General features: G+C 71.5%; 22 protein-coding genes and 3 tRNA genes. 17 read left to right on the top strand and 8 right to left on the bottom strand.

Annotated features, from left to right (window positions below):
• Positions 1-293 precede the first annotated feature (293 nt).
• From BGP73_RS09725 to BGP73_RS09710, 4 genes are all read left to right on the top strand, one after another.
• Positions 294-1,424 (top strand): hypothetical protein, encoded by a 1,131-nt coding sequence (locus tag BGP73_RS09725; RefSeq protein WP_069813756.1) that lies wholly within the window; start codon positions 294-296, stop codon positions 1,422-1,424.
• Between the two features lie 668 nt (positions 1,425-2,092).
• Positions 2,093-3,601, top strand: coding sequence for a M28 family metallopeptidase (locus BGP73_RS09720; RefSeq protein ID WP_107474013.1), 1,509 nt, complete (start codon positions 2,093-2,095; stop codon positions 3,599-3,601).
• A gap of 253 nt (positions 3,602-3,854) precedes the next feature.
• A complete protein-coding gene (locus tag BGP73_RS09715; protein WP_069813754.1) occupies positions 3,855-4,151 on the top strand; it encodes a type II toxin-antitoxin system VapB family antitoxin in 297 nt (98 codons plus the stop codon).
• A 102-nt stretch (positions 4,152-4,253) separates the two neighbouring features.
• Entirely contained in the window at positions 4,254-4,925 is a 672-nt protein-coding gene (locus BGP73_RS09710) for a LytR C-terminal domain-containing protein (RefSeq protein ID WP_079127383.1), read from the top strand.
• A 64-nt stretch (positions 4,926-4,989) separates the two neighbouring features.
• Here BGP73_RS09710 and upp read toward each other — a convergent pair whose 3' ends face one another.
• The gene (upp, locus tag BGP73_RS09705) at positions 4,990-5,628 is read right to left on the bottom strand and encodes a uracil phosphoribosyltransferase (protein ID WP_069813750.1); all 639 of its coding nucleotides are present in this window, start codon (positions 5,626-5,628) and stop codon (positions 4,990-4,992) included.
• Positions 5,629-5,879: 251 nt separating this feature from the next.
• On the opposite strand from upp, the gene BGP73_RS09700 reads away from it, so the two are divergent.
• From BGP73_RS09700 to BGP73_RS09675, 7 genes are all read left to right on the top strand, one after another.
• Positions 5,880-6,392, top strand: coding sequence for a tRNA adenosine deaminase-associated protein (locus BGP73_RS09700; protein ID WP_069813748.1), 513 nt, complete (start codon positions 5,880-5,882; stop codon positions 6,390-6,392).
• A 66-nt stretch (positions 6,393-6,458) separates the two neighbouring features.
• The gene (gene tadA / locus BGP73_RS09695; RefSeq protein WP_069813745.1) at positions 6,459-6,995 is read left to right on the top strand and encodes a tRNA adenosine(34) deaminase TadA; all 537 of its coding nucleotides are present in this window, start codon (positions 6,459-6,461) and stop codon (positions 6,993-6,995) included.
• Positions 6,996-7,046: 51 nt separating this feature from the next.
• Positions 7,047-7,133, top strand: a tRNA-Ser gene (locus tag BGP73_RS09690).
• A gap of 234 nt (positions 7,134-7,367) precedes the next feature.
• Positions 7,368-7,556 carry a hypothetical protein gene (locus BGP73_RS22860; protein ID WP_139134546.1) on the top strand — a complete coding sequence of 63 codons (189 nt, stop codon included), beginning with the start codon at positions 7,368-7,370 and terminating at the stop codon, positions 7,554-7,556.
• Positions 7,557-7,589: 33 nt separating this feature from the next.
• Entirely contained in the window at positions 7,590-7,883 is a 294-nt protein-coding gene (locus BGP73_RS09685) for a Dabb family protein (protein ID WP_069813743.1), read from the top strand.
• 162 nt (positions 7,884-8,045) lie between these two features.
• The gene (locus tag BGP73_RS09680; RefSeq protein ID WP_069813740.1) at positions 8,046-8,879 is read left to right on the top strand and encodes an RNA polymerase sigma factor SigF; all 834 of its coding nucleotides are present in this window, start codon (positions 8,046-8,048) and stop codon (positions 8,877-8,879) included.
• A 193-nt stretch (positions 8,880-9,072) separates the two neighbouring features.
• A complete protein-coding gene (locus BGP73_RS09675) occupies positions 9,073-9,903 on the top strand; it encodes an RNA polymerase sigma factor SigF (RefSeq protein ID WP_069813738.1) in 831 nt (276 codons plus the stop codon).
• A 281-nt stretch (positions 9,904-10,184) separates the two neighbouring features.
• On the opposite strand, the gene BGP73_RS09670 is transcribed toward BGP73_RS09675, so the two are convergent.
• A complete protein-coding gene (locus BGP73_RS09670) occupies positions 10,185-10,385 on the bottom strand; it encodes a hypothetical protein (RefSeq protein ID WP_069813736.1) in 201 nt (66 codons plus the stop codon).
• A 391-nt stretch (positions 10,386-10,776) separates the two neighbouring features.
• Here BGP73_RS09670 and BGP73_RS09665 point away from each other — a divergent pair, with 391 nt between their 5' ends.
• The 4 genes from BGP73_RS09665 to BGP73_RS09650 all read left to right on the top strand — a co-directional run bounded on the left by BGP73_RS09665 (position 10,777) and on the right by BGP73_RS09650 (position 15,678).
• Entirely contained in the window at positions 10,777-11,253 is a 477-nt protein-coding gene (locus BGP73_RS09665) for a MarR family winged helix-turn-helix transcriptional regulator (RefSeq protein WP_069813734.1), read from the top strand.
• A gap of 14 nt (positions 11,254-11,267) precedes the next feature.
• A complete protein-coding gene (locus BGP73_RS09660; RefSeq protein WP_069813732.1) occupies positions 11,268-13,808 on the top strand; it encodes an MFS transporter in 2,541 nt (846 codons plus the stop codon).
• 64 nt (positions 13,809-13,872) lie between these two features.
• Entirely contained in the window at positions 13,873-14,706 is an 834-nt protein-coding gene (locus BGP73_RS09655; protein WP_069813730.1) for a YceI family protein, read from the top strand.
• A 69-nt stretch (positions 14,707-14,775) separates the two neighbouring features.
• Positions 14,776-15,678 (top strand): LLM class F420-dependent oxidoreductase, encoded by a 903-nt coding sequence (locus BGP73_RS09650; protein WP_069813728.1) that lies wholly within the window; start codon positions 14,776-14,778, stop codon positions 15,676-15,678.
• Positions 15,679-15,780: 102 nt separating this feature from the next.
• Here the strand turns inward: BGP73_RS09650 and BGP73_RS09645 are convergent.
• Together BGP73_RS09645 and BGP73_RS09640 are read right to left on the bottom strand one after the other, a co-directional pair.
• Positions 15,781-15,853: transfer RNA gene (locus BGP73_RS09645), tRNA-Arg, on the bottom strand.
• Positions 15,854-16,038: 185 nt separating this feature from the next.
• A tRNA-Ser gene (locus tag BGP73_RS09640) sits at positions 16,039-16,130 on the bottom strand.
• A 374-nt stretch (positions 16,131-16,504) separates the two neighbouring features.
• Here BGP73_RS09640 and BGP73_RS09635 point away from each other — a divergent pair.
• Both BGP73_RS09635 and BGP73_RS09630 read left to right on the top strand, forming a co-directional pair.
• Positions 16,505-16,972 (top strand): SSI family serine proteinase inhibitor, encoded by a 468-nt coding sequence (locus tag BGP73_RS09635; protein WP_069813726.1) that lies wholly within the window; start codon positions 16,505-16,507, stop codon positions 16,970-16,972.
• A gap of 231 nt (positions 16,973-17,203) precedes the next feature.
• Positions 17,204-21,322 carry a PAS domain-containing protein gene (locus BGP73_RS09630; protein WP_069813724.1) on the top strand — a complete coding sequence of 1,373 codons (4,119 nt, stop codon included), beginning with the start codon at positions 17,204-17,206 and terminating at the stop codon, positions 21,320-21,322.
• Between the two features lie 61 nt (positions 21,323-21,383).
• On the opposite strand, the gene BGP73_RS09625 is transcribed toward BGP73_RS09630, so the two are convergent.
• From BGP73_RS09625 to BGP73_RS09610, 4 genes are all read right to left on the bottom strand, one after another.
• Positions 21,384-23,051, bottom strand: a complete 1,668-nt coding sequence (locus BGP73_RS09625; protein WP_069813722.1) for a long-chain fatty acid--CoA ligase — start codon at positions 23,049-23,051, stop codon at positions 21,384-21,386.
• A 131-nt stretch (positions 23,052-23,182) separates the two neighbouring features.
• A complete protein-coding gene (locus BGP73_RS09620; protein ID WP_069813720.1) occupies positions 23,183-23,707 on the bottom strand; it encodes a SigE family RNA polymerase sigma factor in 525 nt (174 codons plus the stop codon).
• Between the two features lie 234 nt (positions 23,708-23,941).
• Positions 23,942-24,853, bottom strand: a complete 912-nt coding sequence (locus tag BGP73_RS09615; RefSeq protein WP_069814000.1) for a DUF1906 domain-containing protein — start codon at positions 24,851-24,853, stop codon at positions 23,942-23,944.
• 264 nt (positions 24,854-25,117) lie between these two features.
• A complete protein-coding gene (locus tag BGP73_RS09610; RefSeq protein WP_069813718.1) occupies positions 25,118-25,432 on the bottom strand; it encodes a hypothetical protein in 315 nt (104 codons plus the stop codon).
• Between the last annotated feature and the right edge of the window lie 119 nt (positions 25,433-25,551).

Below are 25,551 nucleotides of genomic sequence, written 5' to 3'. Positions count from 1 at the left end.
GGGCCGGACCACAGGCGTGGTCCGGCCCCTCCGGCCATGTCGGTCTCCGTGCCCGTCCCGATCGGCGCCCAGGAGGGGGCCCGACCGGCTCGCCTGCTCTCGAGCACCTCTCCGCGCTGCTGCAACCTTCCACCCTGATCGGGAGTCTGTCTCGTCATCCAACAGTCCGCTGATCGGCGACCACCGTTCATCAGCAGGGTTGCCAAGGGGGACTGATGCGGTGTCGTACCCGTTCGGCACCCTGTCAAGACGCGGTCCCCGGCGGACTCCTCACCACCAAGGAATCCCACCTGATGTCCACAAGACACCTCCTGCGCACCGCGGCCGCGTCACTGGCCCTTGCCACCGCCCTGCTCGCCACCGGCAGTGCCGAAGCAGCCGGCACGCCGTACGCCTGGGAGGTCTCCCTCTCCGGGGACAGCCCCGCGGGGTCCCTGAAATCGGTCTCCGCCGTCAACGGCGAGCTGGCCTGGGCGGTCGGCCGACAAGAACAGCACGGCGTCATCATGCGCTGGGACGGTCAGAAGTGGAGCGAGGACACCGCCCCCGGCCTCCCCGAGGTCTGGGAGTGGTCGTCGGTCAGCGCCGCCTCCGCCGACGACGTCTGGGCCTACGGCACGGTCGTGAGGGACCAGGTGCTCGTGCACTACGACGGCGAACGTTGGACCAGCGTCCCCACCGCCGGCCCCTCCGACGACTCCTGGCCCGACGTCCCGATCAAGGCGGTACCCGGACGGCTCTTCAAGGGCGGCAAGGACCTCTACACCTATGCCGACGGCACATGGCAGACCTTCCCGCTGCCACCCCTCGTCGACATCCGGGACATCGACGCCCGGTCGGCGGACGACGCCTACGCCACCGGCATGCAGTACCCGGTGGACGGCGGACACCCGGTGGTCTACCACTGGGACGGAACGACCTGGAGCCTGCTGGCAGAGCCGCCTGTACCTGCCGGTACGGACACCGCCAAGCTCACCGTGGATTCCCGGGACAGTGTCTACGTGGCCGGCTGGGCCGACGGCCCGAACGCCGACCCGCCCCAGCCGAGCGTCGTGCACTGGGACGGCACCGGCTGGACGGACGTCACCGGGTCGCTCACCGAGCTCTACCTGCACGCGATCATCTCCGACAACCGCGGTGGGCTCTGGGTCACCGGTAACGACCAGGCGGAACCGGCCTACGCGGGACCAGTCTTCTGGCACTACGACGGCACCGAGTGGACCAAGAGGGCCGGAGCCACCGCACCCGACGGTGACACCCAGTGGCCTTCCTACTCCTTCTACGACCTGGCGCCGGACGGCTCCGACAACGGTTTCTGGGCCGTCGGCGACTACTCCACGCCCATGGACGAATACGGTGACCGGCTGGTCAACGGCCTGATCGAGCGGGCCAAGCGCCTCCCCGTACCGTCGACCCGACACTGACCCGTCTCCCGGGGTCGTTCAGCGGCCCTGGGAGGAACGACATGCATGACCAGTCGGCGGCGCCCGCACTCACCGCTGCGCCGAGGCGCTACCTGGTCATCACCTCCTGTCGAGCGTGCCTGCCCGCTCGGAAGCCCTATCCGCCAGGCAGCCCAGGCCCGTGTGCGGTCACCTCCGGCGCCCCGGACGTTCCGTGAAGCGTTCCACCGCTGTCTCCCCTGCCGCCAACGGCTGACGGAGTGAGCCGTGGGGGGATTCCCACACCCTCGGGCCTCGCCGGCACGCCGCAACGCTCTCCCGGAGAGATTCAGGTCCACCGGCGCGGTACCGCCTCGGCCCCTCCGGCGTCTCTTTCCTCTCTTAGCCGGATGATCCGGCCGAAGCCGTCCGCCCCCGCGGTCGCAGGCGTTCCCAACCGCTCCGCGGCTCGCTACCTTCCATGGCGTCGCGGCTCCGTCCGCACCACGGACGTGCGCCACCGCAGTACGACCGCCGGGGAGCCGCTGATCAACGGCCCGCCCGTGCGCCCTCGTCGTCGGACAGCCCGGAGCGACCGCTCCGCCGCACCGCTCCGCCCGTACACAGCCGGAAGGACCTCTGTGGACGCAAGACACCAGCGCCGGACGATAGCCGCCCTGGCGGCCGCCGCCCTCCTGCCCCCGCTGCTCATGGCCGCCGCGCCCGCCGCCTCGGCGGACACCGCCGGCGCGGCCCCGCTCCTCGCCCCGGCGAAACCGGGCAAGTCCGGCGCCGACCGCGCCGCGGAGCTGGTCAAGGCGGTGACCGCCAAGAGCGCCCACCGCCACCTGAGGCGGTTCCAGGCGATCGCCGACTCCGCGGGCGGCAACCGGGCCGCCGGAACGCTCGGTCACGACGCCTCCGCCGCGTACGTGCACCAGGCCCTGAAGAAGGCCGGCTACAAGGTCTCCTACCAGGACTTCGAGTTCACCTACACCGAGACGCTCGCCGAGAGGCTCGCCGTCCTGTCGCCGAACGAGCTGGACGTGGACGTCTCGGCGATGACGTACACCAAGAGCACTCCGGAGGGCGGTCTCCAGGCCGCCGTCGAGGCGGTGCCGGCCGACAACACCACCGGCTGTGAGGCCGAGGACTACGCCGCCGGTTCCTTCTCCGGGAAGATCGCGCTGATCAAGCGGGGTGGCTGCACCTTCGCCGAGAAGCAGGACGCCGCCGCGGACGCCGGGGCGGTCGCCGCGATCATCTACAACGATTCGGAGGGGGCGCTCTCCGGCACCCTGGGCGACGCGGACGCCGCCCGGATCCCGACCGGCGGCATCACGGCGGAGGACGGCGAGGCGCTGGCGGCCGCGGCCGCCGAGGGCGAGGTGACCGTCGCCTACGAGATCCGGCAGTTGCTGGAACCGCGCACCACCCGGAACGTGATCGCCGAGACCCGCTCCGGCAACCCGAACCGTACGGTGATGCTCGGTGCCCACCTGGACTCCGTCATCGCCGGTCCGGGGATCAACGACAACGGCTCCGGCTCCGCCGGGCTGTTGGAGGTGGCGCTGAAGCTCGCCGAGCTCGACAAACAGCCACCGCGGCACACCGTCCGGTTCGCCTGGTGGTCGGCCGAGGAGTTGGGGCTGCTCGGATCCGAGCACTACGTCGAGCAGCTCAGCGGGAAGGAGCGGGACCGGATCGCGCTCTACCTCAACTTCGACATGATCGCCTCTCCCAACGCCGCACAGTTCGTCTATGACGGTGACGACTCCGACGGTGTGGGCGAGGGTCCTGGACCGGAGGGTTCCGCACAGTTGGAGCGGGACATCAACCGGTTCCTGGAACGCCGCGGCGAGCCGTACGAGGGTACGGACTTCAACGGGCGTTCGGACTACGGTCCGTTCATCGCGGCCGGTATACCCTCCGGCGGCACCTTCACCGGTGCGGAGGGCATCAAGACCGAGCAGCAGGCGGCAAAATACGGCGGGGAGGCGGGGGTCGCCTACGACCCGTGTTACCACGCGGCCTGCGACACACTGGACAACATCGACATGCGCGCCTTCGATCTCAACATCGACGTCATGGCCAACGCGGTCGGGACCTACGGCTGGGACCTGAGCTCACTGAGCGATCCGGCGAAGAGCGAGCCGACCAGGACCGAGGGTTCGGACGGGGGCGGCCTCGCCTCCGATCACGACCGCGTCAGCCGATAGCGCCGGCAGGACCGCCGAGCCGGCCCCGGACCTCCACGACCCCAGACCTCCACGGCCCCCAGACCTCCACGGCCGCCGGGCGACCGGCTGAGCGGCTCACCGGTCGACCATGGGCGGGGTGCCCAGGGGGGCTTTCTCCCCCGGGGCACCCCGCCGGTCTTCGTCCCGGTGGTGCCCTGCCGAGCGGTATGTCCGGACTGCCGCCGCTCCGCTACGGATGCGCCCGGAGCACCCGGGCCGGTAGGCTTTCCGTGTGATCTTCAAGCGCATCGGAAACGGGCGGCCGTACCCCGAACACGGCCGGGACAGCACCCGCCAGTGGGCGGACGTCGCACCACGCCCGGTACGCCTCGACCAGCTCGTCACCACCAAGGGGCAGCTCGACCTGGAGACGCTGCTGGCCGAGGACTCCACCTTCTACGGGGACCTGTTCGCCCATGTGGTGAAGTGGAACGGCGATCTCTACCTAGAGGACGGTCTGCACCGCGCGGTACGCGCCGCGCTGCAACAACGCCAGGTGTTGCACGCCCGGGTACTGGAGCTCGACTGACCCGGGCGGGTTGCCCGTTTTGTTGCCCCTTTCGGGTTACAGCGCACGCCACGCATTGATCATTTAGTAGGCAGAGTCCCCACCCCGCACTACGCTGCGCCCATGAGCATGCTGACTCCTCCCGGCATGGGCGGCCGATACCGCGTCAAGGGGAACCGCTATCCACGGATGCGTCGTCCCCCGCGCCGGCGCCGGCTGGTGCTCGCCGCGATCAGCACGGTAGCCGCCCTTTCCGTCCTCGGCTGGGGGACTCTGCAGCTCCTCGACCTCTTCGGCAGCAGCGGCGGGCAGGCACGGGCCGCGGGCAGCCAGGAACCGTGCACGCCGGGGGAGGGGGAGAGCGGCTCCGCGGACGCCAAACCGCTCGACGGTTCCGCGGGGCCGGGGAAGCCGCCCGAGCCGAAGAGCATCACCGTGAACGTCTACAACGCCACCAAGCGCAGCGGTCTGGCGAAGAAGACCGCCGACGAGTTGCGGAAGCGCGGCTTCAAGATCGGTGAGGTGGACAACGCCCCCGAGGAGTACGACAAGAAGCTCCAGAAGGAAGCCGCGCTGCTCCTCGGGACGGCCGAGAAGGCCGACCCGCGGTTCCGGGTGCTCTCCACCCAGCTCACCGGAAGCACCACCAAGCCGGACAAGCGGAAGACCGAGGACATCGACCTGATCATCGGTGAGGAGTTCACCGAACTGGCGCCCGCCAAGGACGCGGCCAAGGCCATGGCCGCGTTGGCCAGTCCCTCACCGACGCCCTCGCCCTCGTCGACGAGCTGCTGAGCCGGCCGACGAGCAGCGGCCCCGATCAGCCGGCCGTGTGGGGCCCGGCCGGTGACGGCGTCCCTCAGCCGCTGGCGAGGCCGTACATCCGGTCCCCGGCGTCGCCGAGGCCCGGCACGATGTACCCGCGCTCGTCGAGGCGCTCGTCGACCGCCGCGGTCACCACGGTGACCGGCGCGCCCGCCAGCTCCCGCTCCATCAGCTCCACGCCCTCGGGGGCCGCCAGCAGGCAGATGGCCGTGACGTCGTCCGCCCCGCGCGAGATCAGTTCCTGGATCGCCGCGACCAGTGTCCCGCCGGTGGCCAGCATCGGGTCGAGGACGTAGATCTGCCGCCCGGAGAGGTCCTCCGGCATCCGTGAGGCGTAGGTCGAGGCCTGGAGGGTCGCCTCGTTGCGGACCATGCCCAGGAAGCCCACCTGGGCCGTCGGCAGCAGCCGGACCATGCCCTCCAACATGCCCAGACCGGCCCGCAGGATCGGCACCACCAGGGGCCGCGGGTGGGACAGGCGCACCCCGGTCGTGACCGTCACGGGGGTGGTTATCTCCACCTGCTCGATGCGTACGTCCCGGGTGGCCTCGTAGGCGAGCAGGGTGACCAGCTCGTCGGCGAGCCGCCGGAAGGTGGGGGAGTCGGTGCGCTCGTCCCGCAGCGTGGTGAGCTTGTGCGCGACGAGGGGGTGGTCGACGACGTGGATCCGCATGGCGTCGACAGTAGCGGAGGGGCCGGAGGCGTCCAGGGCTCGGCCCCCGGCTCACGGCAGGCGGCGAGCGGCGGCAGGTCCTCCTCCGGCGCGCGCTTCCGAGGCCGAGTTGGAGACTGGTGGCCGACGCACGGCGGAAGACCTCTCACAGCGGCTCGGTTTCTGCCACGATTCCCAGTGGACGGGACCAGAGGTGACATCCACCACCTCGTCCGGACCCGGCACACGTCTATGACAGTGGGAGAGTCACGGTGTACTTCGCCGCACTGCTCGCGCGCACCGAGGACGGGTGGGAAGCGAGCGACACGGAACTCGACGATGTGGAGACCCTGGCCGACCTGACGGACCTGGCCCGGGGAGCTTCGCTCGACGACGACACGGTGCTGGCCTTCGTCGAGCAGGAGGACGCGTGGTTCGGAATCGTCCGCGTGGACGGGGAGGAGGATCCGCGCATCTACGTCTCCGACGCCGCGGCCGCCGCCCGAAGCTCCTATGGGGAGATCCTGCTCACCGACGAGCTGCTCGGCCGTGAGCCGGACGACCTGGACGTGTTCGTCGACCTCGACGGCACCGAGGAGGGCGAGCCCGAGCGGGACGAGGACGACTCCGCCGGGGAGGCCCCGCCGCCCGGGCCGATCGGGGAGGCCGAACTGCTCGAGGACTTCGGGCTCCCCCGAGAGCGCCTCCTGGTCCTCGAGGAGGACGCGCTGGGCGCCATCGCGGAGGCGCTGGGCTGCGAGGAGACCCTGGAGGCGGTCCGCTGAGCAGCTGAGCACCGCCCGTGGGCCCCTCGGCCGAGCCGGGCAGCGGAGTTGACCGACACTGTCCTCATGGACCGCTCGTCTTCCCCGCCGCCCGGCGCCACCGCCGGCGCACCGCCCGACCCCCTGCGTGACCCGTGGCGCGCCCCGATGCGGCTGGCGCTGGAGGAGGCGGTACGGGCCCCGGAGACGGGCGATGTGCCGGTGGGCGCGGTGGTGCTCGCCGCGGACGGGACGGTGCTCGGCCGGGCCCGGAACGAGCGGGAGGCCGTGGGCGACCCGACGGCGCACGCCGAGGTGCTCGCGCTCCGCGAGGCCGCGCGGTCCCGGGGCGGGTGGCGGTTGTCCGGCTGCACGCTGGTCGTCACCCTGGAGCCGTGCACGATGTGCGCGGGCGCGGCCGTCCTCTCCCGTGTCGACCGGGTGGTCTACGGGGCGGTGGACGAGAAGGCGGGCGCGGCGGGCTCGTTGTGGGACGTTCTGCGGGACCGGAGGCTCAACCACCGGCCGGAGGTGATCCACGGAGTGCTCGCAGAGGAGTGCGCGAGGCCGCTCACCGCCTTCTTCCGGAGGTCGGGCGGCTGCTCGGAAGTCCCGGGAAGCTGAGCGGGAGAACCGGATTTCGGTGCACGGCCCCGGTCCGCTAAGCTCTCTCCCGGTAGCGTGTCCGAGCGGCCGAAGGAGCTCGCCTCGAAAGCGAGTGAGGGGGCAACTCCTCCGTGGGTTCAAATCCCACCGCTACCGCTTCCAGAACGGGCCCCGCCGATCGGCGGGGCCCGTTTCTCGTCATCATGGGCTTCTGCGCCCGAGCCTCGGCCGGGGGCCGGCCGCAGCGGCTCCGGCCGGCCTCCCGGCCCACTCTTCTCGGCAGCCTCCTTGAGCCACGCCCGGAAATAGGATCAACATACTCAGCGGCTCTGTTCTGGAACGGGCCGCTGGATAGACTCGCGCGATCACCGGGCGGGCCAGTTCGGGCAGATGCCGACAGGAAGGCATGAGGAGATGGCGCAGGCGAAGAAGATACTCATATACCTGTTCATCGTCTTCGCGCTGTACACGATCATCACATCGCCCGACCGTGCCGGCGATCTGGTCAGGATGGCGTTCCAGGGGATATCGACCGCCGCGAACGGCCTCGGCGACTTCATGACCCAGATCGTCAACTGACGGCGGCTGAAAACCGCCACCAAGGAGTGCACCGTGATCCGCCACCTGGTCCTGTTCAAGCTCGACGAGGGGGTCGGGCGCGATGAGCCCCGGGTCCTCGCGGGTGTCCGGGCCTTCACCGAACTCGGCGACCGGATCCCGGAGCTGCTCTCCTGGGAGTGCGCCTGGAACATCACGGACCGGCCGATCGCCCACGACTTCGTGATCAACTGCTCGGTGGCCGACCGGAAAGCGCTCCAGCGGTACCTGGACCACCCCGCCCACCAGGCCGGAGTGGCGCTCTGGCGGGAGTTCGCCAGCTGGGTGATCGCCGACTACGAGTTCTGAGCACCACTTCCGGCCACCGGAGCCCTCCAGGTCCGTCCCCCCATGGGAACCCCGCCCAACTCTGTCCGCCAACACGGCATTATGCGGTGCTTGCACAGCAGTCGCCTACCTTGTGATGCTATGACCGCTTTTGCCGGATGCGTGGCCAGCGAAAGGGGTGCCATGACCGCATCGGCCCATACGGCGCCCACTACGCCCTTCCAGGGGAGCACCGCCCGGAAACCCAGGGAGAACCGGGGAGCCGACACCCGGGCGCTCACCCAGGTCCTCTTCAAGGAGCTCTCCGCACTGGAGCCGGGCACCGCCGAGCACCGGCGCGTGCGCACCGCGCTGATCGAGGCGAACCTGCCCCTGGTGCGCTACGCCGCGGCCCGCTTCCGCAGCCGCAACGAGCCGATGGAAGACGTGGTCCAGGTCGGCACCATCGGCCTCATCAACGCGATCGACCGCTTCGACCCCGAACGCGGCGTGCAGTTCCCGACGTTCGCCATGCCGACCGTCGTCGGCGAGATCAAACGTTACTTCCGGGACAACGTCCGCACCGTTCACGTGCCGCGCCGACTCCACGAGCTGTGGGTTCAGGTCAACGGCGCCACCGAGGACCTGACCGTCCAGCACGGCCGCACACCGACCACCGCGGAGATCGCCGGACGGCTGCGGATCCCCGAAGAGGACGTGCTCGCCTGCATCGAAGCCGGCCGGTCCTACCACGCCACGTCACTGGAGGCGGCCCAGGAGGGCGACGGGCTGCCCGGCCTGGTCGACCGGCTCGGGTACGAGGACCCGGCGCTGACCGGTGTGGAACACCGCGACCTGGTCCGCCACCTCCTGGTGCAGCTCCCCGAACGGGAGCAGCGCATCCTGCTGTTGCGCTACTACAGCAACCTGACGCAGTCTCAGATCAGCGCGGAGCTCGGGGTATCCCAGATGCACGTCTCCCGACTGCTGTCCCGGAGCTTCGCCCGGCTGAGGTCCGCAAACAAAATCGACACCTAACCAGTACGAGGGACACTTCCTGCACAGATATGTCGACTTGGCGCTACAGCGCGTTGCCGACATGTGACATTCTGCTGGAACCGCGTTTGCCGCGCCGCCGCCTCCGGTATCTCAGGTGGAGGCTGGTGTTCCTCGGTTCCGGGTTCCGTCCGGGGAGCGCGCAGCGACCCGTCCGCGACCTCAAGGGGGTGGCATGTCCGTAGAACTGGGCAGCTCGAAGGTGCTCACCACTGACGCACCACAGGCGTTCGACGACTTCGCAGCCATCGACACCCGCACCCTGTCCCGCTCCCTGTTCCAGCGGTTGACCACACTCACCACGGACAGTCCGGAGCGGACGTACGTCCGCGACACCCTGATCGAACTGAATTTGCCCCTGGTGCGCTACGCCGCGGCCCGCTTCCGCAGCCGCAACGAGCCGATGGAGGACATCGTCCAGGTCGGCACCATCGGCCTCATCAAGGCGATCGACCGCTTCGACCCCGAACGCGGCGTGGAGTTCCCGACGTTCGCCATGCCGACCGTCGTCGGCGAGATCAAGCGCTTCTTCCGGGACACCAGTTGGTCGGTGCGGGTGCCGCGCCGACTCCAGGAACTGCGACTGGCGCTCACCAAGGCCAGCGACGAGCTGTCCCAGCAGCTCGACCGTTCGCCGACCGTCCCCGAACTCGCGGCCGCGCTGGGGGTCTCGGAGGAGGAGGTCGTCGACGGTCTGGCGGTAGGCAACGCCTACACGGCCAGTTCGCTGGACTCCCCCGCGCTGGAGGAGGACGGCGGCGAGGGCTCACTGGCGGACCGGCTGGGGTACGAGGACGCGGCGCTGGAGGGTGTCGAGTACCGCGAGTCGCTCAAGCCGCTGCTGGCGAAACTGCCGCCGCGGGAACGGCAGATCATCATGCTCCGCTTCTTCGCGAACATGACGCAGTCCCAGATCGGGGAGGAGGTGGGCATCTCCCAGATGCACGTCTCCCGGTTGCTGACCCGCACCCTCGGCCAACTGCGGGAGGGGCTCGTCTCGGACTGAGGGCTCCAGGCCGGCTGAGGACGCCGGCTGGGGGCCACAGGCCCGGAGGCGGACGGAGCCCCGGGAGTGGGTCGCCACAGGTGAGGGGCGCTACGGGGCGCCGGCCACCGGAACCGGCCGGCACACCGCCCCAGGGCACCCCGCCGGAGCCCGCGAGCCCGCCGGGGGCGGGCCCGTCCGGCCTCGTCATTCCTCCGCGCCACCCCGGTACCACCGAGGCGCAGGAGGTCGGTGTGGGGGAAGTGATTCAGTTCATGGAGGGTCGGTAGAGGCGGGCTGGGTCAGCTCAGGGCGAGCCAGGCCACCGCGGCGACCACGAGGACCACGGCGACGACACCGACGATCACTCCGATGCGCGGGCCCGAGGGGGCCGGCGCCGCCGCCTGGCGTTGCGGAGCACCCTCGTCTACGAAGGCGCGGAACATCTGGGTGCTGCCTGCGGGGTCGTTGCCGCCCTGGGGAGCGTGGGGGTTGTTCGTCATGGGGAGCGACCCTAGCGAACCGCCGGGCCGGCCCCCAACCCCCGGGTCCGGACGGAGTGATGGCCGCCTGCCGGTGCCCTCGCGGGGTGTGGCCCCGGGCCCTCCGAGGCACGGCGGGGAGACCCCGCCCGCTTCCCGCCGGAGCGGCCCGGCGCCCGCCGTCCGAGCCGCGCCCGCTGACCGGGAAGGGCCTCGCAGACCCGCCCCCGCCCACCGACCGGACCCGCATATCCCCTGGTGAGGCACTCATCGGCGAGCACCTCACCGCTTTGACCGTCAACGCACCGACCCTTTGTAGAGCCTTTACGGGGGAGAGCCCGGATTCATTTGCCTTCAGCAACCAATGGCTTTTATCGTTGCCCTAAGCAACTTGATCTCCAGGAGTTCCCCCGTGGCCGCTCAGAGTCAGTACGAGGAGTTGGCCCGTCAGCTCAGCGCCATCGGCACTGTGAAACGCGATCTCTCCCGGACCCTCCCGCAGGACTGCCCGGCGGGCTCGACCGCCGTACTCTCCCTGCTCCAGCGCCACGGCGAGATGCGGATCAGCCGACTCGCCGAGCTGCTAGCCGTCGACATGTCGGTGACCAGCAGGCATGTCGCCCACGTCGCTGACCGCGGCTGGATCGACCGGCAGCCCGACCCCCTCGACGGGCGGTCTCGACTGTTGAGTCTCAACAGCGACGGCCAGAAGATGCTGCAGGACATCTCCGAGCGGTACGTGGCAACTCTCGCCGCGACCCTCCGGGAGTGGTCGGACGACGACCTCAGCCAGCTCAACGAGCTGCTGGCCCGCCTGCACAAGAGCTTCGACGACCGCCGGCCACGCGTGGGCGAACCCGGATGCGACAGGACTCGACGACCCGAGTGATGCAAAGGAACCAAATGGCAACGTCCACACCCGCCGGAGTGCGGGGGGACGCGGGATCCGGCGACACCGCCGGCCACGCCGCACCCATGTCCCACCGACAGATCATCGAGGCACTCTCCGGGCTGCTGCTCGGCATGTTCGTGGCGATCCTCTCGTCCACGATCGTCTCCAACGCCCTCCCCCAGATCATCGCGGACCTCGGTGGCGGACAGAGCGCGTACACCTGGGTGGTGACCGCCTCACTGCTCTCCATGACGGCGACGACCCCGCTCTGGGGCAAGCTCGCCGACCTCACCAGCAAGAAGGTGCTGGTGCAGCTGTCGCTGGTCATCTTCGTACTGGCCTCGGCCGGGGCGGGCCTGGCGCACAGCCCGGCAATGCTGATCACCTTCCGCGCCATCCAGGGCCTGGGCATGGGCGGACTCACCGCGCTGACCCAGGTGGTCATCGCCGCCATGATCCCGCCGCGGCAGCGCGGCCGCTACAGCGGCTACCTGGGCGCGACCTTCGCGGTCGCCACCGTCGGCGGCCCGCTCCTGGGCGGGGTCATCACCGACACCTCCTGGCTGGGCTGGCGCTGGTGCTTCTACGTCGGCGTGCCCTTCGCGATCATCGCGCTGATCGTGCTGCAGAAGACCCTCAAACTGCCGGTCCTCAAGCGCGAGGTGAAGGTCGACTGGGCCGGCGCCTTCTTCATCTCGGCCGCCGCCTCGCTGCTGCTCATCTGGGTCTCCCTGGCGGGCGACCAGTACGCCTGGAACTCCTGGCAGACCTACACCATGGTCGGCGGCTCGCTGCTGCTGGGCCTGCTCTTCGTGTGGGTCGAGTCCAAGGCCAGCCAGCCGATCATCCCGCTCCGGCTCTTCCGTAACCGGACGATCACCCTCACCTCGCTGGCCAGCCTCTTCGTCGGCGTCGCCATGTTCGGCGCGACAGTCTTCCTCAGCCAGTACTTCCAGCTGGCGCGCGGTAAGAGCCCGACGATGTCCGGGCTGATGACCATCCCGATGGTGGCGGGACTCTTCCTCTCCTCCACCGGTTCGGGTCTCATCATCACCAAGACCGGCCGCTGGAAGCGCTGGCTGGTCTCCGGTTCGCTGCTGCTCACCGCAGGCCTAGGACTGCTCGGCACCATGCGCCACGACACCGAGTACTGGCGCATCGGCACCTTCATGGCCCTGGTCGGCCTGGGCGTCGGCATGATGATGCAGAACCTCGTGCTCGCCACCCAGAACCAGGTGGAGCCGGAGGACCTCGGGTCCGCCAGTTCCGTGGTCGCCTTCTTCCGCTCACTGGGCGGTGCGATCGGGGTCTCCGCCCTCGGCGCGGTCCTCGGCACCCGCATCCCGGAGTACATCAAGGACGGTCTGCCCGCCCTCGGCCCCGAGGTCGCGGCGAAGGTCGCCAAGATGGGCGACACCGGCACCATCCCGAACGTGCGCGAACTACCGGAACCGATCCGGTCGCTCTTCGAGAGCGCCTACGGGCACGGCATCGCCGACATCTACCTCTACGCCGCCCCCATCGCCCTGCTCGCCGTCCTGCTGGTGCTCTTCATCAAGGAAGTCCCCCTGCGGACCACCAACAGCAGTCAGCAGTCCGCCCCGGACGGCGACACCGCCCGAGAGAGCGCGCCGGTGCCGGCCGCGGCACCGGCGGTCACTGCCGCGGTGCCCAGCCAGAGCAGCACCGGCGAGCACGCGCTGGCTGGCGTCGCGGCCCGCCAGGAGGCGGCCGAGCCGGCCCCGGCGGCCGTCTACGCCTCGGCCGACGGCGGTGGCACGCCCCCCGGCGGCACCGTGCACGGCTTCGTCCGCAACACGGACGGGATCCCGGTGGCCCAGGCCGCCATAACGCTGATCTCGCCCAGCGGTCAGCAACTGGGCCGCTCGGTATCGCACGGCGACGGGGCGTACTCGCTGGACACCCCGGGACCCGGCAGCTACGTGCTGATCGCCTCCGCCGACCGGCACCAGCCGCAGGCCTCCACCGTCGTCGTGGGCGAGCAGCCGCTCGGCTACGACCTGGTGCTCTGCGGAACCGGCGGCTTGGCCGGCACCGTACGGGACGCGGCCGGCGGGCAGCCGGTGGTGGACGCACTGGTCGTCGTCACCGACGACCGGGGCGAGGTCCTCGCCACCGGCAGGACCGCGGAGAACGGCAGGTTCGCCTTCGCCGAGCTGATCCCCGGCTCCTTCACCATCGCCGTCAACGCCGTCAACCACCGTCCGCTGGCCATGCCCGTGGAGATCAGCGGCCAGGGTGTGACCCGGATCGACGTCGAGCTGTTCAGCGGCGCCCTGGTGCAGGGCACCGTGCTGGCCGGGGCCGAGCACCGTCCGCTCCCGGACGCCCGGGTGACCCTGGTCGACGCGGCCGGGAACGTCGTCGCGACCTCCACCACGGGGGACGACGGGGCGTACGCCTTCACCGATCTGGACGCCGGCGACTACACCATCATCGCCAGCGGCTACCCGCCCACCGCCAGCCCGCTGAGCGTCAGCGCCCGCGGCGTGGACGGGTACGACATCGAGCTCGGCCACCCCGGCGAGTAAGCCGTGGACACCTCGCCGGAGAGGACAGGCCGGGGCGGACGGACGTGACAGGAGCAGGAGCGTTATGAGCACCAGTGGCGCGGGGCTGCGGGCCCGGATTCGAACGCAGGACGGTTGGGCGGTGCAGCACGCCATGCTCACCCTCACCGACATGACCGGCTCGCAGGTGCTCCGGGAGGCGGCCGGAGAGGACGGCACGGTACGCACCGACACACCGCTGCCGGCCGGCTTCTACACGGTGATCGCCACCGCGGTGGGCTACGCGCCCGCCGCCTCCACGGCGCTCGTCTCTGCCTCCGGCCGGGTCGACATAGGCACCGTGGTGCTCTCCCGGCAGAGTGGTCTTGAGCTCCCCCCGCCCGGGGTCTGGACCCTCGACCCGGCCCACTCGACGGTCGCCGCGGTCGCCCAGCACCTGGGGATCTCCAGCGTGCGCGGCTGGTTCAGCGACTTCAGCGGCCGGATAGAGATCGCCCAGGACGTCGAGAAATCCTCCGTGGAGGCGCGTATCAGGGCGGCGAGCATCGACACCGGCAACCGGATGCGCGACGGCCACCTCAGGAGCCGGGACTTCATGGACGTCGAGCGCTACCCCGAGATCGGCTACCGGAGCACCGGCCTCTCCCCGGCCGGACCCGACCACTGGACCGTGCACGGGGTGCTGTCACTGCACGGGGTCGTACGGGAGGTGGACCTCGACCTCACCTACCTGGGGACCGGCCCCGACCCCTGGGGCGGCGTCCGGGCCGCCTTCCGAGCCACCACCGAGTTGCAGCGCGCGGACTTCGCGATGAACTACAACCAGGTGGTCGCGGCCGGGATCGCGGCGATCGGCACCACGCTCAAGGTGGAGATCGACATCCAGGCGGTCCAGGGCGAGAAGCTGCCCTCGGCCTGACGGCGGCTTCGGGCCCCGGATGGCGGACGTCCCGGAATGCCCGCGGACACCCCCCGGTTGTCCGCGGGCATGACCAACCAACACAAGCTCGGGCGTATCGGAGTCTGGAGCGCCGGACTGCGCGCGGAGAGCGCGCAGTCCGGCGTAACGAACGGCGGAGCCGACCGGTCCGCGGAGATCCGGGAGGCCGTGGCCGAGTTGGAGGAACTCGGCTACGGCACCGTGTGGATCGGCGGCAGCCCCTCCCCGTCCCAGGCGGCCACCGTCCTCCAGGCGACCTCCCGGATCACCGTGGCGACCGGCATCCTCAGCATCTGGAACCATCCGGCCGACGAGTTGGCCGCGCGCCACACCGAACTCAACCGCGCCCACGGGGGCCGTTTCCTCCTCGGTCTGGGCGTGAGCCACTCCCGCCTCACGGACCGGTACCACCGCCCCTACACCGCCATGACGGAGTACCTCGACAAGCTCGACACGGCCGCTGCCCCCGTCCCGCCCGGTGAGCGGGTACTGGCCGCGCTCGGCCCCAGGATGCTGCGGCTCGCCCGCGACCGGGCGGCGGGGGCCCACCCGTACCTGGTCACCGCCGAGCACACCGCCCAGGCCCGAGCGCTCCTCGGTCCGGACGCACTGCTCGCCCCGGAGTTCAAGGTCGTCCTCGACCAGGACCCCGATCGGGCCCGGAGCACGGCGCGCGCCTACCTCGGCGGCTACCTGTCGCTGCCGAACTACGCCAACAACCTGCTGCGGCTGGGCTTCACCGAAGAAGACCTCCGCGAGGGCGGCAGTGACCGGCTGGTGGACTCGCTCTTCGCGCTCGGCGACGAACAAACGATCCGGCGGCACGTCGAGGCCTTCCTCGCAGCCGGCGCCGACCACCTGGCGGTGCAGCTGGTGACCGCGGACCCGACCGGTGCGCTGCCCCGTGAGCAGTGGCGGCTCCTGGCCGACGTACTGCCCCTCACCGGCTGAGCGACGCCGGGGACGGCCAGACGGCAGTCTGAGCGACGCACTGGTGTCACCCGCTGATGTCAGAGGCCCCCTGCGGATTCCGCAGGGGGCCTCTGAGCTGTGCGCGCTCGGCAGGATTCGAACCTGCAACCTTCTGATCCGTAGTCAGATGCTCTATCCGTTAAGCTACGAGCGCTCGCGTTCCGGTGGGCTTTTCTGATCTCGCCGGTCGCTGTTGCGGGAACAACATTACATGACCCGCAGCCCGAGGCGAAATCGATTGAGCGGACACCCTCTGAGCTGGAAAAACCGCCTGACCAGCGGCGGAGACGGCGAAAGCCCCGGCCGGTCGGCCGGGGCTTCGTGATCAAGAAGATCAAGCGGAGGCTGAGGGATTTGAACCCTCGATCAGGGGGTTACCCCGAAACCGCATTAGCAGTGCGGCGCCATAGACCAGACTAGGCGAAGCCTCCTCCACCACCGCGCGGACGCGGTGTGGTGTGTGCAGATGATGGCACAGTCTTGCGGGTGGCCACCACTCGCGCCCCACGGTACTAGGCGCCCGGCCGACGGGGCAAAGCTGGATCACGTTCGGCGCCCGCTCCGGGGCCCGGCACCGGCACCCGTTCACGGAACCCGGCCGCCGAACCCGGCGGTCGGTGACCGCGATCAGGGGAACCTGCTGCTCCGCATGGTCTCGGAGCTCTTGCGCAACGCCTGGCCCTCGGGCGCGTTAGTAGAGCGAAGGTCTCTTTCCGTCAGCAATCACCGCAGACCTTCCCGAGCCGCACCCGTCCCGCCGATCCACAGCCCGTACGTACGCCCCCTGCGCAGACCAGGAGTCCCGATGCCGTTCCGCCGCCTCGCCGTCGCCGCCCTCTCCACCGGCCTGCTGGCCGTTCCGCTCGCCGTCGCCACCCCCGTGGCGTCCGCCGCCCCGGCGGCTCCCTCGGACTCGCGGCCGCTGCCCGTGCAGGCGGCCAAGGACGACCGGCTCACCCTCACCATCAGCAGCAGCGGGAACCGGGCGCTGGACGGCACCTCCACCCTCGACTGCCACCCCCACGGCGGCAACCACCAGGCCGCCAGGGCCGCCTGCGACCGGCTGGACGCGCTGACCCGGTGGGGGAAGGACCCGTTCGCCCCCGTCGATCCCGACGCCAGGTGCACGATGATCTACGGCGGCCCGGTCACCGCCAGGCTGACCGGCGTCTGGGCCGGCCGGCCGGTGGACGCCCGGTTCTCCCGCAGCGACGGCTGCGAGATCGCGCGCTGGGACAACCTGCGCCCGCTCCTCCCGGACACCGTCGGCTGACCCGTCGGTCGGACGTTCCGGCGGAAGCCGCGTCCTGGCGGTCTCCGCACCGGCCCCGTCACCCTCCGGCACCGACCGTCACCCTGATCCACTCCAACTCCACCCTCGCCCGCGCCGACACGAACCGTAGACTCCTCTCCTAGTGACAGGCCCCGGTAGGCGAGGCAAGATGACCCAGGCCGTCGGCAACACGCAGTAACCGCCCGCGGTAGCCCAAGGAGGAGCGTCGTCGTGAGCAGCAGGCCATCTCGAGGCGCTGCTCGCCTTGCCGCCATACTCGACGCCCTGCCCGACGCACTGCTGCTGGTGAACTGCAACGGCACGGTCGTCAACGCCAACACCATCGCCCTGGAGACCTTCGAGTCCCCCGGTACCGGCCTCGTCGGACGCGGCCTGCTCGACCTGCTCCCGTCGTTCGACTCCAACCGGATCCCCGGCTCCATGCGTCGGCCGGACGACGACGTGGGCGGCCGCACCAAACCGACCCGGATGGTCGCCAGGAGGACGGACGGCTCCGAGTTCCTCGTCGAGGTCACCAGCGCCAACCTGGAGGACGGACGGACCACGTACGAGTCGGCCTTCGAGGCCGCCTACGCCGACCACGGCGGCAACAGCTACACGGGTAACGAACTGCTGATGCTGGTCGTCCGGGACCTGACCGGCACCGTCGACACCGAGGCCGAACTGGCCCGCCAGCAGCGGCAGACCGAGATGATCCTCCGCGCCGCCGCCGAGGGCGTGATCGGGGTGGACACCGACGGCAAGGTCGTCCTCGTCAACCCGGCGGCCGCCCAGATCCTGGGTTACCGCGCCAGCGACCTGGGCGGTAGGGAGCTGCACACCCTGATCTACCACTCCCGTCCGGACGGCTCCGCCCTCCCGTACGAGGAGACCTCGCTCGCCGACAGCCTCCGCTCCGGCCGCAAGCACCGGGTGCGCGGCCAGGTGCTGTGGACCAAGAGCGGTCAGCCCGTCCCGGTGGATCTGACGACCGCACCCGTGCGGGACGGAGACCAGCTCGTCGGGGCGGTGATGACCTTCACCGACCGGCGGAAGTACGACTCGCTCGCCGCCCGCCACGCCCAACTGGTGGCGATGCTCGACCAGTCGCTGAGCGGTCCGCTGGCCGAGCTCCGCGGAGAGCTGACGAACCTCGCGGCCGACCCGGCGGGCCAGCTGTGGCCGGAGGCCAACCAAGTCCTGCACCATCTCGCGGCCGGGTACGCCCGGATGTCCACCCTCATGGAGAACGTGCTCGGCTACCAGCGCCTCGACGCCGGGCAGGAGCATCTGGTGCTGCGCCGGGTGTCGCTGGAGGCGGTCGTGGCGGAGGCCGTGGAGGCGGCCGTCGAGCTGATCGGCCCCGGTCGGGCGCAGTTCGCCGTGCACGCTCCGCCGATCGAGGCGGAGGTGGATCCCGAGCGGTTCGCCACGGCTCTGGCACATCTGATCGCCGATGTGGCGGGGGTGGACGCGACGGGGAACGCTCCGGCCGGTGCCGGCGCGGGGGACTCCACGATCGTGGTGGCGGCGGCCAAGCGCGGCGAGGTGGTGCGGATCGAGGTGCGGGGACCGTACCCCGGAGGCGATCCGGTGCACGAGCCGATCGTCCGCGGCATCGTGCGGCGGCACGGCGGAGTGCTCCAGACCCACGAGATGCCCGGCGGCGGCGGAAGTTCGTACGTGCTGGAGGTACCGCTGGCCGGCGAGGGTGGAGTGGCCGAGCCGGGACCGAGCGCCGCGGCCGCGTCCTCGGCTCCGGCCCTGCCGGCCCGGAGGACCCCCGGCCGGGCGGGGCCCGCGCCGGCCGCCAACGAGGACACCGGAGCCGGCGGCCCGCAGGCGGCGGTGGCGGGCCAGGACGACAGCATGGGCGGCACCATGGGGGGCTTCCCCATGCCGGGCGGCTCCCACGGCCCGACCCCGAACCTCCCGGACTCGAACGGACTCGCCTCGAACGGCCCGGCCACGGAAGCCCCGCCCCAGGGCGGCGCGGGGGCCGCCGCCGCTCCCTCGCCGGGTACTCCCCGGGACATGACCGCGGCACACGCCCCGGCGCAGCTCCCGCCCGCAACCCGGCCCCCTGCCCCGCCCGCTCCGGAGCAGCACACACCCGTCCCGGAGCAGTCCGCACCGCGGCGGCGCCGGGCCCGGCCGGCCGCCCGGCCGGAGAGCGAGGGGCGCAGCGCACTGGTCGATCCACGCACCGCGGGCGCCGGGGCTCCCCGGTCGGCTGACGGCGAGTCAGGCCAGTGGCCGGCCGGCGTCCCGGGGCACCCGGTGGACGGTGCGGCGGCTTCTCCCGGGATCGAACCGAAGCCCACCGGACGGCGCCGGGGCCGACCGAGCCCCGCCGAGCAGGAGCTTCCGCCCGGTGCCTACGGCGCGGAGGCTGCCGCACCCCAGCCGCCCTCCGGCCGCCGGGCCAGGCGGGAACAGGAACCGGAACAACCGCACCGTGCCGAGCTGCCCCCGGGCGCCGCTCCCTGGCAGCAGAACGGAGGAGGCCAGCCTCCGGCCCCGGGCCAGGAGCCCCCGCAGGGCGGCGAGGCGGTGCCGGAGCAGGCGCCCCGGGGCCGCCGTCGCCGGGTGCCCGAGGAGGGCGTACCGGCCGCTGACAACGCGCCCGTCCCGGCTGCCGTACCCCGGCAGCAGGACGGTGCGGCCGCACAGAACCCCTATGCCGGGGCCGACCCCGGCGCGGCCCACTCGTCGTCCGGCCAGCCGAGCGGCCGACGTGCTCGACGGGCCCTGGCCGAGGGCCACGAGAAGTCGATCCCCGCACAGGCCGGGCCGGTCGACGCGGGGGGCCCGCGCCAGCCGTTCGCCCTTCCGCCCGCCGCGGCCGACCAGGTCCCCCCGTCGGCCGCCCCGGACGGCCACCCCCGCACCGCGACGGCCGGCCCGCCGGAGGGACCGGCACACCCGGCGCCGTACGAGCAGCACCCGCAGCACGCCCAGGACACCGGCGCGGAGCCCCGCCACACCCCTCCCACGGCGCATCCGCTGCCGGGTGGGGGGCCGCAGCCGCTCCCCGTCCGTCCCCGGCCGGAAGGGCGTCCGGCGGCCCCACCGGATGGCTACGACGGTGACACCCAGTCCCGCGCGATCAGTGTCCGCACCCTCGGGCAGGGCGTGCCGTTCGCCCAGCAGATCGCGGACCGCGCGCAGTCGCACCCGGCGCCACCGCACCGCGCCACGCACACCGCCCAACCCAACCCCGCGCAACAGCACCCGGCCCAGCCGCCCGCCCCACCATCCACGGCACCGGCCCGGCAGCCGCACCACCCGCCCCAGCAGCCGCAGTTCCAGTCGGCGCCACCGCCGCCACCGGCACAGTCGCCGGCCGGCAACCCGGCCGGTCCGCCCGGGCGGCGGCGGAAGCTGGCGACCCCGCCGGCCGGTGACGCGCGCGAGACCACGACTCAGTCCCCCGCCGCCCCGGCCGCCGGTCAGCAGCCACCCACCAGCCCGCCGCCGCGGCTGATGGACGCCGGCAACGACGGCCGGGCCTACGCCATCCAGGCCCCCGTGGACGGCGCGGAGGGACCGGAGCACCTGGACGGGCCGAACGGCGCGGTGGACGTCACCGACTCCCAGAGCCGCCCCCCGCTCGACGCCGAACTCCCGCCGGAGCCGCTGGACAATCCGCGGCGGCTGCTCGTCTGGCCGGCCCCGGACGTCTCCACCCAGCAGGTGCTCAGCGACCGCGGCTACCGACCGGTGATCGTGAACTCCCGGGAGGAGGTCGACGCGCAGATCGCCGCCTATCCCGCGGCCCTCTTCGTGGACCCGCTCACCGGGCCGATCACCCGTACCGCGCTCCAGTCGCTCCGCAGCGCCGCCGTGGCGGCCGAGGTGCCCGTACTGGTGACCGCGGGCCTCGGCCAGGCCACCCGGGAGACCGCCTACGGCGCCGACCCCGCCGTGTTGCTGAAGGCGCTCGCCCCGCGCGACAGCGAGCAGCACCCGCCCCGGGTACTGCTGATCGAGGAGAACGAGGCGATCGCCGGCGCCCTGGTCGCCACCCTCGAACGGCGCGGCATCCAGGCCGGGCACGCGGCCACCGACGCCGACGCGGTCGCCCTCGCCACCCGGATGCGGCCCAACCTGGTGGTGATGGACCTGTTCCAGGTACGTCGCCGGCAGGCCGGGATCGTCGACTGGCTACGGGCCAACGGACTGCTCAGCCGGACCCCGCTGGTCGTCTACACCGCCTCCGAGATGGACCCCGCCCAGTTGCCGCGGCTGGCCTCGGGCGAGACCGTCCTCTTCCTCGCGGAGCGGTCGACCAGCGAGGAGGTGCAGGTCCGGATCGTCGACCTGCTCGCGAAGATCGGCGCCAGCTGAGGCTGGTCCCAGCGCTGTCCGGGCCCAGCGCCGGCCGGGTTCGGGCGCCCGCCGGTGCCGCTCAGCGCTCCGCGTCCCGCGGTGGCCGGTCCACCACCAGCAGGCCCTCGGCGTACCGACCGCGCAGCACCTTCTTGTCGAACTTGCCGACACTGGTCTTGGGCACCGAATCGATGGCCGCCCACCGCTCCGGCACCTGCCAGTCGGCCACCCGCTCGGCCAGGAACGACCGCAGGACCGCGAAGTCGACCGTCGCACCGTCCTTCAGGACCACGGCTGCCAGCGGGCGTTCACCCCACTTCTCGTCCGGGACCGCGATGACCGCGGCCTCGGCCACCTCCGGGTGGGCCATCAGGTGGTTCTCCAGCTCCACCGACGAGATCCATTCGCCACCGGACTTGATGACGTCCTTGGCCCGGTCGGTGAGGGTGAGGAAACCGTCCGGAGTGATGGTGCCGACATCACCGGTCCGCAGCCAGCCGTCCTCGCTGAACTTGTCCGACGGACGTATCGGCCCGCCTTCCGCACCGCCGTAGTAGGCACCGGCGATCCACGGCCCGCGCACCTCGATCTCGCCGGCGCTCACTCCGTCCCAGGGCAGGAAGTCACCGTCGGGACCGGCCAACCGGGCCTCCACCGAGGCCGGCAGCCGCCCCTGGGTGAGCCGGTAGGGCCAGGCATCCTCCTCGGTCAGCCCGCCGGGAGGACGCGCCACCGAGCCCAGCGGCGAGGTCTCCGTCATGCCCCAGGCGTGCAGGAGCCGCACCCCGTGCCGCTCCTCGAACGCCCGCATCAGGGCGGGCGGGCAGGCCGAACCGCCGATGACGACATCGCGCAGCGACGACATGTCGCGCGGCCGCTCATCGATCTCCGCGAGCAGGCCCTGCCAGATGGTGGGCACGGCGGCTGCAATGGTGGGTCGCTCGCTCTCGATCATCTCCGCCAGCGGAGCGGGCTGGAGGAAGCGGTCCGGCATGAGCAGGGAGGCACCGGTCATGAAGGCGGTGTGCGGCAGCCCCCAGGCGTTCACGTGGAACATCGGGACCACCGGTAGCACGGTGTCCTTCGGGGTCAGCCCGAACGCCTCGACGCTGCTGCCCTGCATCGAGTGCAGGTACATCGAGCGGTGGCTGTAGAGCACCCCCTTCGGGTCGCCGGTGGTGCCGGAGGTGTAGCAGAGCGCGCCGGCCTCCCGCTCGTCGAGTTCCGGCCAGTCGTAGTGCGCCGGACGGTCCGCGATCAGCTCCTCGTAGTCGTGCACCCGAGGCCGGCGGTCGGCGAGCACCGACCGGTCCCCCGGGCCCACCACCACGATGTGCTCCACCGTTCGCAGCCGCGGCAGCAGCGGGGCGAGGAGCGGCAGCAGCGAACCGCTCACCAGCACGACCCGGTCCGCGGCGTGGTTCGCGATCCAGACCAACTGGTCCGCCGGAAGCCGCAGGTTGAGGGTGTGGAGCACGGCCCCCATGGACGGGATGGCGAGATAGGCCTCCACATGCTCCGTGGAGTTCCACATCAGGGTCGCCACCCGCTGATCGCCCACGACCCCGAGTTCGTCGCGGAGCGCGTGGGCCAACCGCCCGGCGCGCTCCCCCACCTCCCGGAAGGACCGCCGCTCCGGCGGGCCGTCCCCCCGCCAGGTGATCACCTGCGAATCACCGTGCACCCGCGCACCGTGGGCCAGGATCCGGCTGACGGTCAGTGGGACGTCCTGCATCGTGCTCAGCACCGTGACCTCCTGGGGGCGAGCGCTCTGCTCGGCGGCGAAGTGCTGCCGATTCTGGGGTCACACCGGCGGTATGTCACTACCCGGGACCGAACCCGGCAGGCGAGCGGGGCGGACGGCCGGCCCTTCGGTGGTCAGCCGCGGGCCAGCACCAGTTCGTCGTCCTCCCGCATCTTGGCCAGAGCCCGGGAGACCGCGCTCTTGACCGTGCCGATCGACACCCCGAGGACCTCCGCGGTCTGCGCCTCGCTCAGGTCCTCGTAGTAGCGCAGGACGACCATGGCCCGCTGGCGGTCAGGCAACCGGAGCACGGCCCGCCACATCGCGTCCCGCAGCACCTGCTGCTCGGCCGGGTCGGGAGCCGGCGTCGTCTCCCCTTCCGGCAGTTCATCGCAGGCGAACTCGTCGATCCTGCGCTTGCGCCACTGGGAGGTGCGGGTGTTCACCAGGGTGCGGCGGACATAGCCGTCGAGCGCCCGGTGGTCCTCGATCCGTTCCCAGGCCAGATACGTCTTGGTCAGCGCGATCTGCAGCAGGTCCTCGGCGTCCCGGGGATCGGCGGTCAGGGAACGGGCGGTGCGCAGCAGCACCTGGCCCCGTGCCCGCACATAGGACGAGAACTGGGTGTCGGATGCGCTCGCGCAGACAGACGTGGTCATGTCCTCAACGCTAGAAGTGCGGTGCACAGGGGTGGATCGGCCGCAGGTGCCGAAGGCCCATCCGTCTCAGGTTGTAGTCATGCGGCGGCCTCCACCTCCTCCGGGGGGAGCGAGGGGGTTTCCGGATCAGGGTCCGCTCGCGCTTCACTCAGGGTCGACGACAAACTCAGTACCGGAGGGGCCGCCGGTCCGAGGGGAGCGGCCCGGCCGGCCAGGACGCTCCCCGGGGTGCCCTCAGTCGGTGACGGCGACGGGCGCGTCGACCAGGTTCCGGTCGATCGACATCGACTGCCCGCCGTAGCCCTCGGTGACGTCTCCCGCGTACTGGTGGATCCTGCGGTGCGGCGTCCAGGCGTCGGCCGGCAGCTCCGGCTCGTCGTCAACGTTGGGCGGAACCTGCCAGCGGGCGAACCAGATGACCTCGGGCAGGTCGGTCACACCCTGCTTGCGGGCGTTCTCCATGTGGCGCACGCCCCAGCCCGCGCTGCTGTAGAACCCCGGCAGGTAACCCTGCCGGGCCACTTCGCTGCTCCAGGCGCGGACGAAGGCCAGGGTGGTGTCGGCGCATCCGCTGTCCCGGTAGTCGTACGCCTCCATGTCCAGGTAGAGCGCGCTGCCCTGCTTGATACCGAGCGCCGCCGCGGACTGCACGGCGTCCATGCCCTCTTCGGCGCCCTCCTCGGCGGGTTTCGCGCCGATGGTGACGTGCTGCTTGTTCTCCGCGAAGACACAGGGTGCCTGGGAGCCCACGTAGATCGGCAGGATCTCCCAGTCGTCACCGCGGACCGCGGTCACCCAGTCCCGGTCGAGGTTGGGCTGCTCCGAGCAGTACCGGCCGCGACCTCCGTAGTAGATCCCCACCGCTCCGTACGGGGACTCCAGCCAGGCGTCCATCGTCGCCAGCGAGGGCGTGTGGCAGGTGTCGAACGCCTGCCCCTGGTAGACCCTGGTGGCGGCCGCCCGGGGTGCGGGCGCCCGCGCGCCGCCGCCTTCCGGGCCGCCGACCCAGTCGCTGTTTCCGCGGTCGGGGGCGTTGAGTACGCCACCGGCTGTCGCGACGGGGGCGGCGAGCACCGGGGTCAGCAGGGCGGCCAGCGCCATGGAGAGTCCCATGGCACAGCGGGTGAACTTCGTTCGTCTTTCCATGGAGGAAGTGAACGGGCGGCCGGTCAGCCGATCCGACCGACACGCGCCGAAGTCCGTCCGGCTCACCCGTCCGCAGCACCCGTCCACAGCACTCGGGCAAGCCCCCGGCAGTCCTGTGCACGCCGGGCGTCCGGGCCGCTCCGACGGCGGTGATCCGGTGGCGTGCTCTTGGCCGACCAGCTGTCAACGCGCGGCTGTGCGACGACACTTCCCGGTGTCGCCGCACAGCCGGTCACCCACGGTCCCCGGTAACGGCCGGGCCGCTCACCACAGCCGGTGGAACGTGATGACGGTCGTATGGTGCGACTGGTCCACCCTGTTCCCGAAGCCGGTCACGTTCGCCGTGCTGTTCTCGTTGGACGCACCGAACCCGGTGGCCAGTTGCTGACTCGTGGTGGAGTTCCCGAAGTTGTCGTCGGCGACACCGCTGCCGACGATGCTCGCGGAGCTCGCGTTCGATCCGCGCCCCGCCCAGGCGCCCGAACCCGTGTCGGCTTGCGCGACCCCGGAGAAGAGGAGCGCCGTCAGCGGCAACGCGGCGACGGTGGCCAGGGCACGGACGGTACGGATGGTTGCCATCTCAGTTCCTCCTGGAGCGGGAATACCGGATTGGACGCCGCGGGCAGTTGGCCGGCTGCCCGCGGCTCGATCAGTACGACGTCGCGGAAGCAGAGTTGCCCATCCCGATGCCGGCAGCC

It is taken from the genome of Streptomyces sp. TP-A0874, from assembly GCF_001748085.1.
Classification (GTDB): domain Bacteria; phylum Actinomycetota; class Actinomycetes; order Streptomycetales; family Streptomycetaceae; genus Streptomyces.
This window is presented reverse-complemented; position numbering and strand designations above follow the sequence as displayed.

Excerpts from the sequence above, each read along its gene's own strand:
- BGP73_RS09725 (WP_069813756.1), top strand. The coding sequence starts at position 294 with ATGTCCACAAGACACCTCCTGCGCACCGCGGCCGCGTCACTGGCCCTT.
- BGP73_RS09720 (WP_107474013.1), top strand. The coding sequence starts at position 2,093 with ATGGCCGCCGCGCCCGCCGCCTCGGCGGACACCGCCGGCGCGGCCCCG.
- BGP73_RS09710 (WP_079127383.1), top strand. The coding sequence starts at position 4,254 with ATGAGCATGCTGACTCCTCCCGGCATGGGCGGCCGATACCGCGTCAAG.
- upp (WP_069813750.1), bottom strand. The coding sequence starts at position 5,628 with ATGCGGATCCACGTCGTCGACCACCCCCTCGTCGCGCACAAGCTCACC.
- tadA (WP_069813745.1), top strand. The coding sequence starts at position 6,459 with ATGGACCGCTCGTCTTCCCCGCCGCCCGGCGCCACCGCCGGCGCACCG.
- BGP73_RS22860 (WP_139134546.1), top strand. The coding sequence starts at position 7,368 with ATGCCGACAGGAAGGCATGAGGAGATGGCGCAGGCGAAGAAGATACTC.
- BGP73_RS09680 (WP_069813740.1), top strand. The coding sequence starts at position 8,046 with ATGACCGCATCGGCCCATACGGCGCCCACTACGCCCTTCCAGGGGAGC.
- BGP73_RS09675 (WP_069813738.1), top strand. The coding sequence starts at position 9,073 with ATGTCCGTAGAACTGGGCAGCTCGAAGGTGCTCACCACTGACGCACCA.
- BGP73_RS09670 (WP_069813736.1), bottom strand. The coding sequence starts at position 10,385 with ATGACGAACAACCCCCACGCTCCCCAGGGCGGCAACGACCCCGCAGGC.
- BGP73_RS09660 (WP_069813732.1), top strand. The coding sequence starts at position 11,268 with ATGGCAACGTCCACACCCGCCGGAGTGCGGGGGGACGCGGGATCCGGC.
- BGP73_RS09655 (WP_069813730.1), top strand. The coding sequence starts at position 13,873 with ATGAGCACCAGTGGCGCGGGGCTGCGGGCCCGGATTCGAACGCAGGAC.
- BGP73_RS09650 (WP_069813728.1), top strand. The coding sequence starts at position 14,776 with ATGACCAACCAACACAAGCTCGGGCGTATCGGAGTCTGGAGCGCCGGA.
- BGP73_RS09635 (WP_069813726.1), top strand. The coding sequence starts at position 16,505 with ATGCCGTTCCGCCGCCTCGCCGTCGCCGCCCTCTCCACCGGCCTGCTG.
- BGP73_RS09620 (WP_069813720.1), bottom strand. The coding sequence starts at position 23,707 with ATGACCACGTCTGTCTGCGCGAGCGCATCCGACACCCAGTTCTCGTCC.
- BGP73_RS09615 (WP_069814000.1), bottom strand. The coding sequence starts at position 24,853 with ATGGAAAGACGAACGAAGTTCACCCGCTGTGCCATGGGACTCTCCATG.
- BGP73_RS09610 (WP_069813718.1), bottom strand. The coding sequence starts at position 25,432 with ATGGCAACCATCCGTACCGTCCGTGCCCTGGCCACCGTCGCCGCGTTG.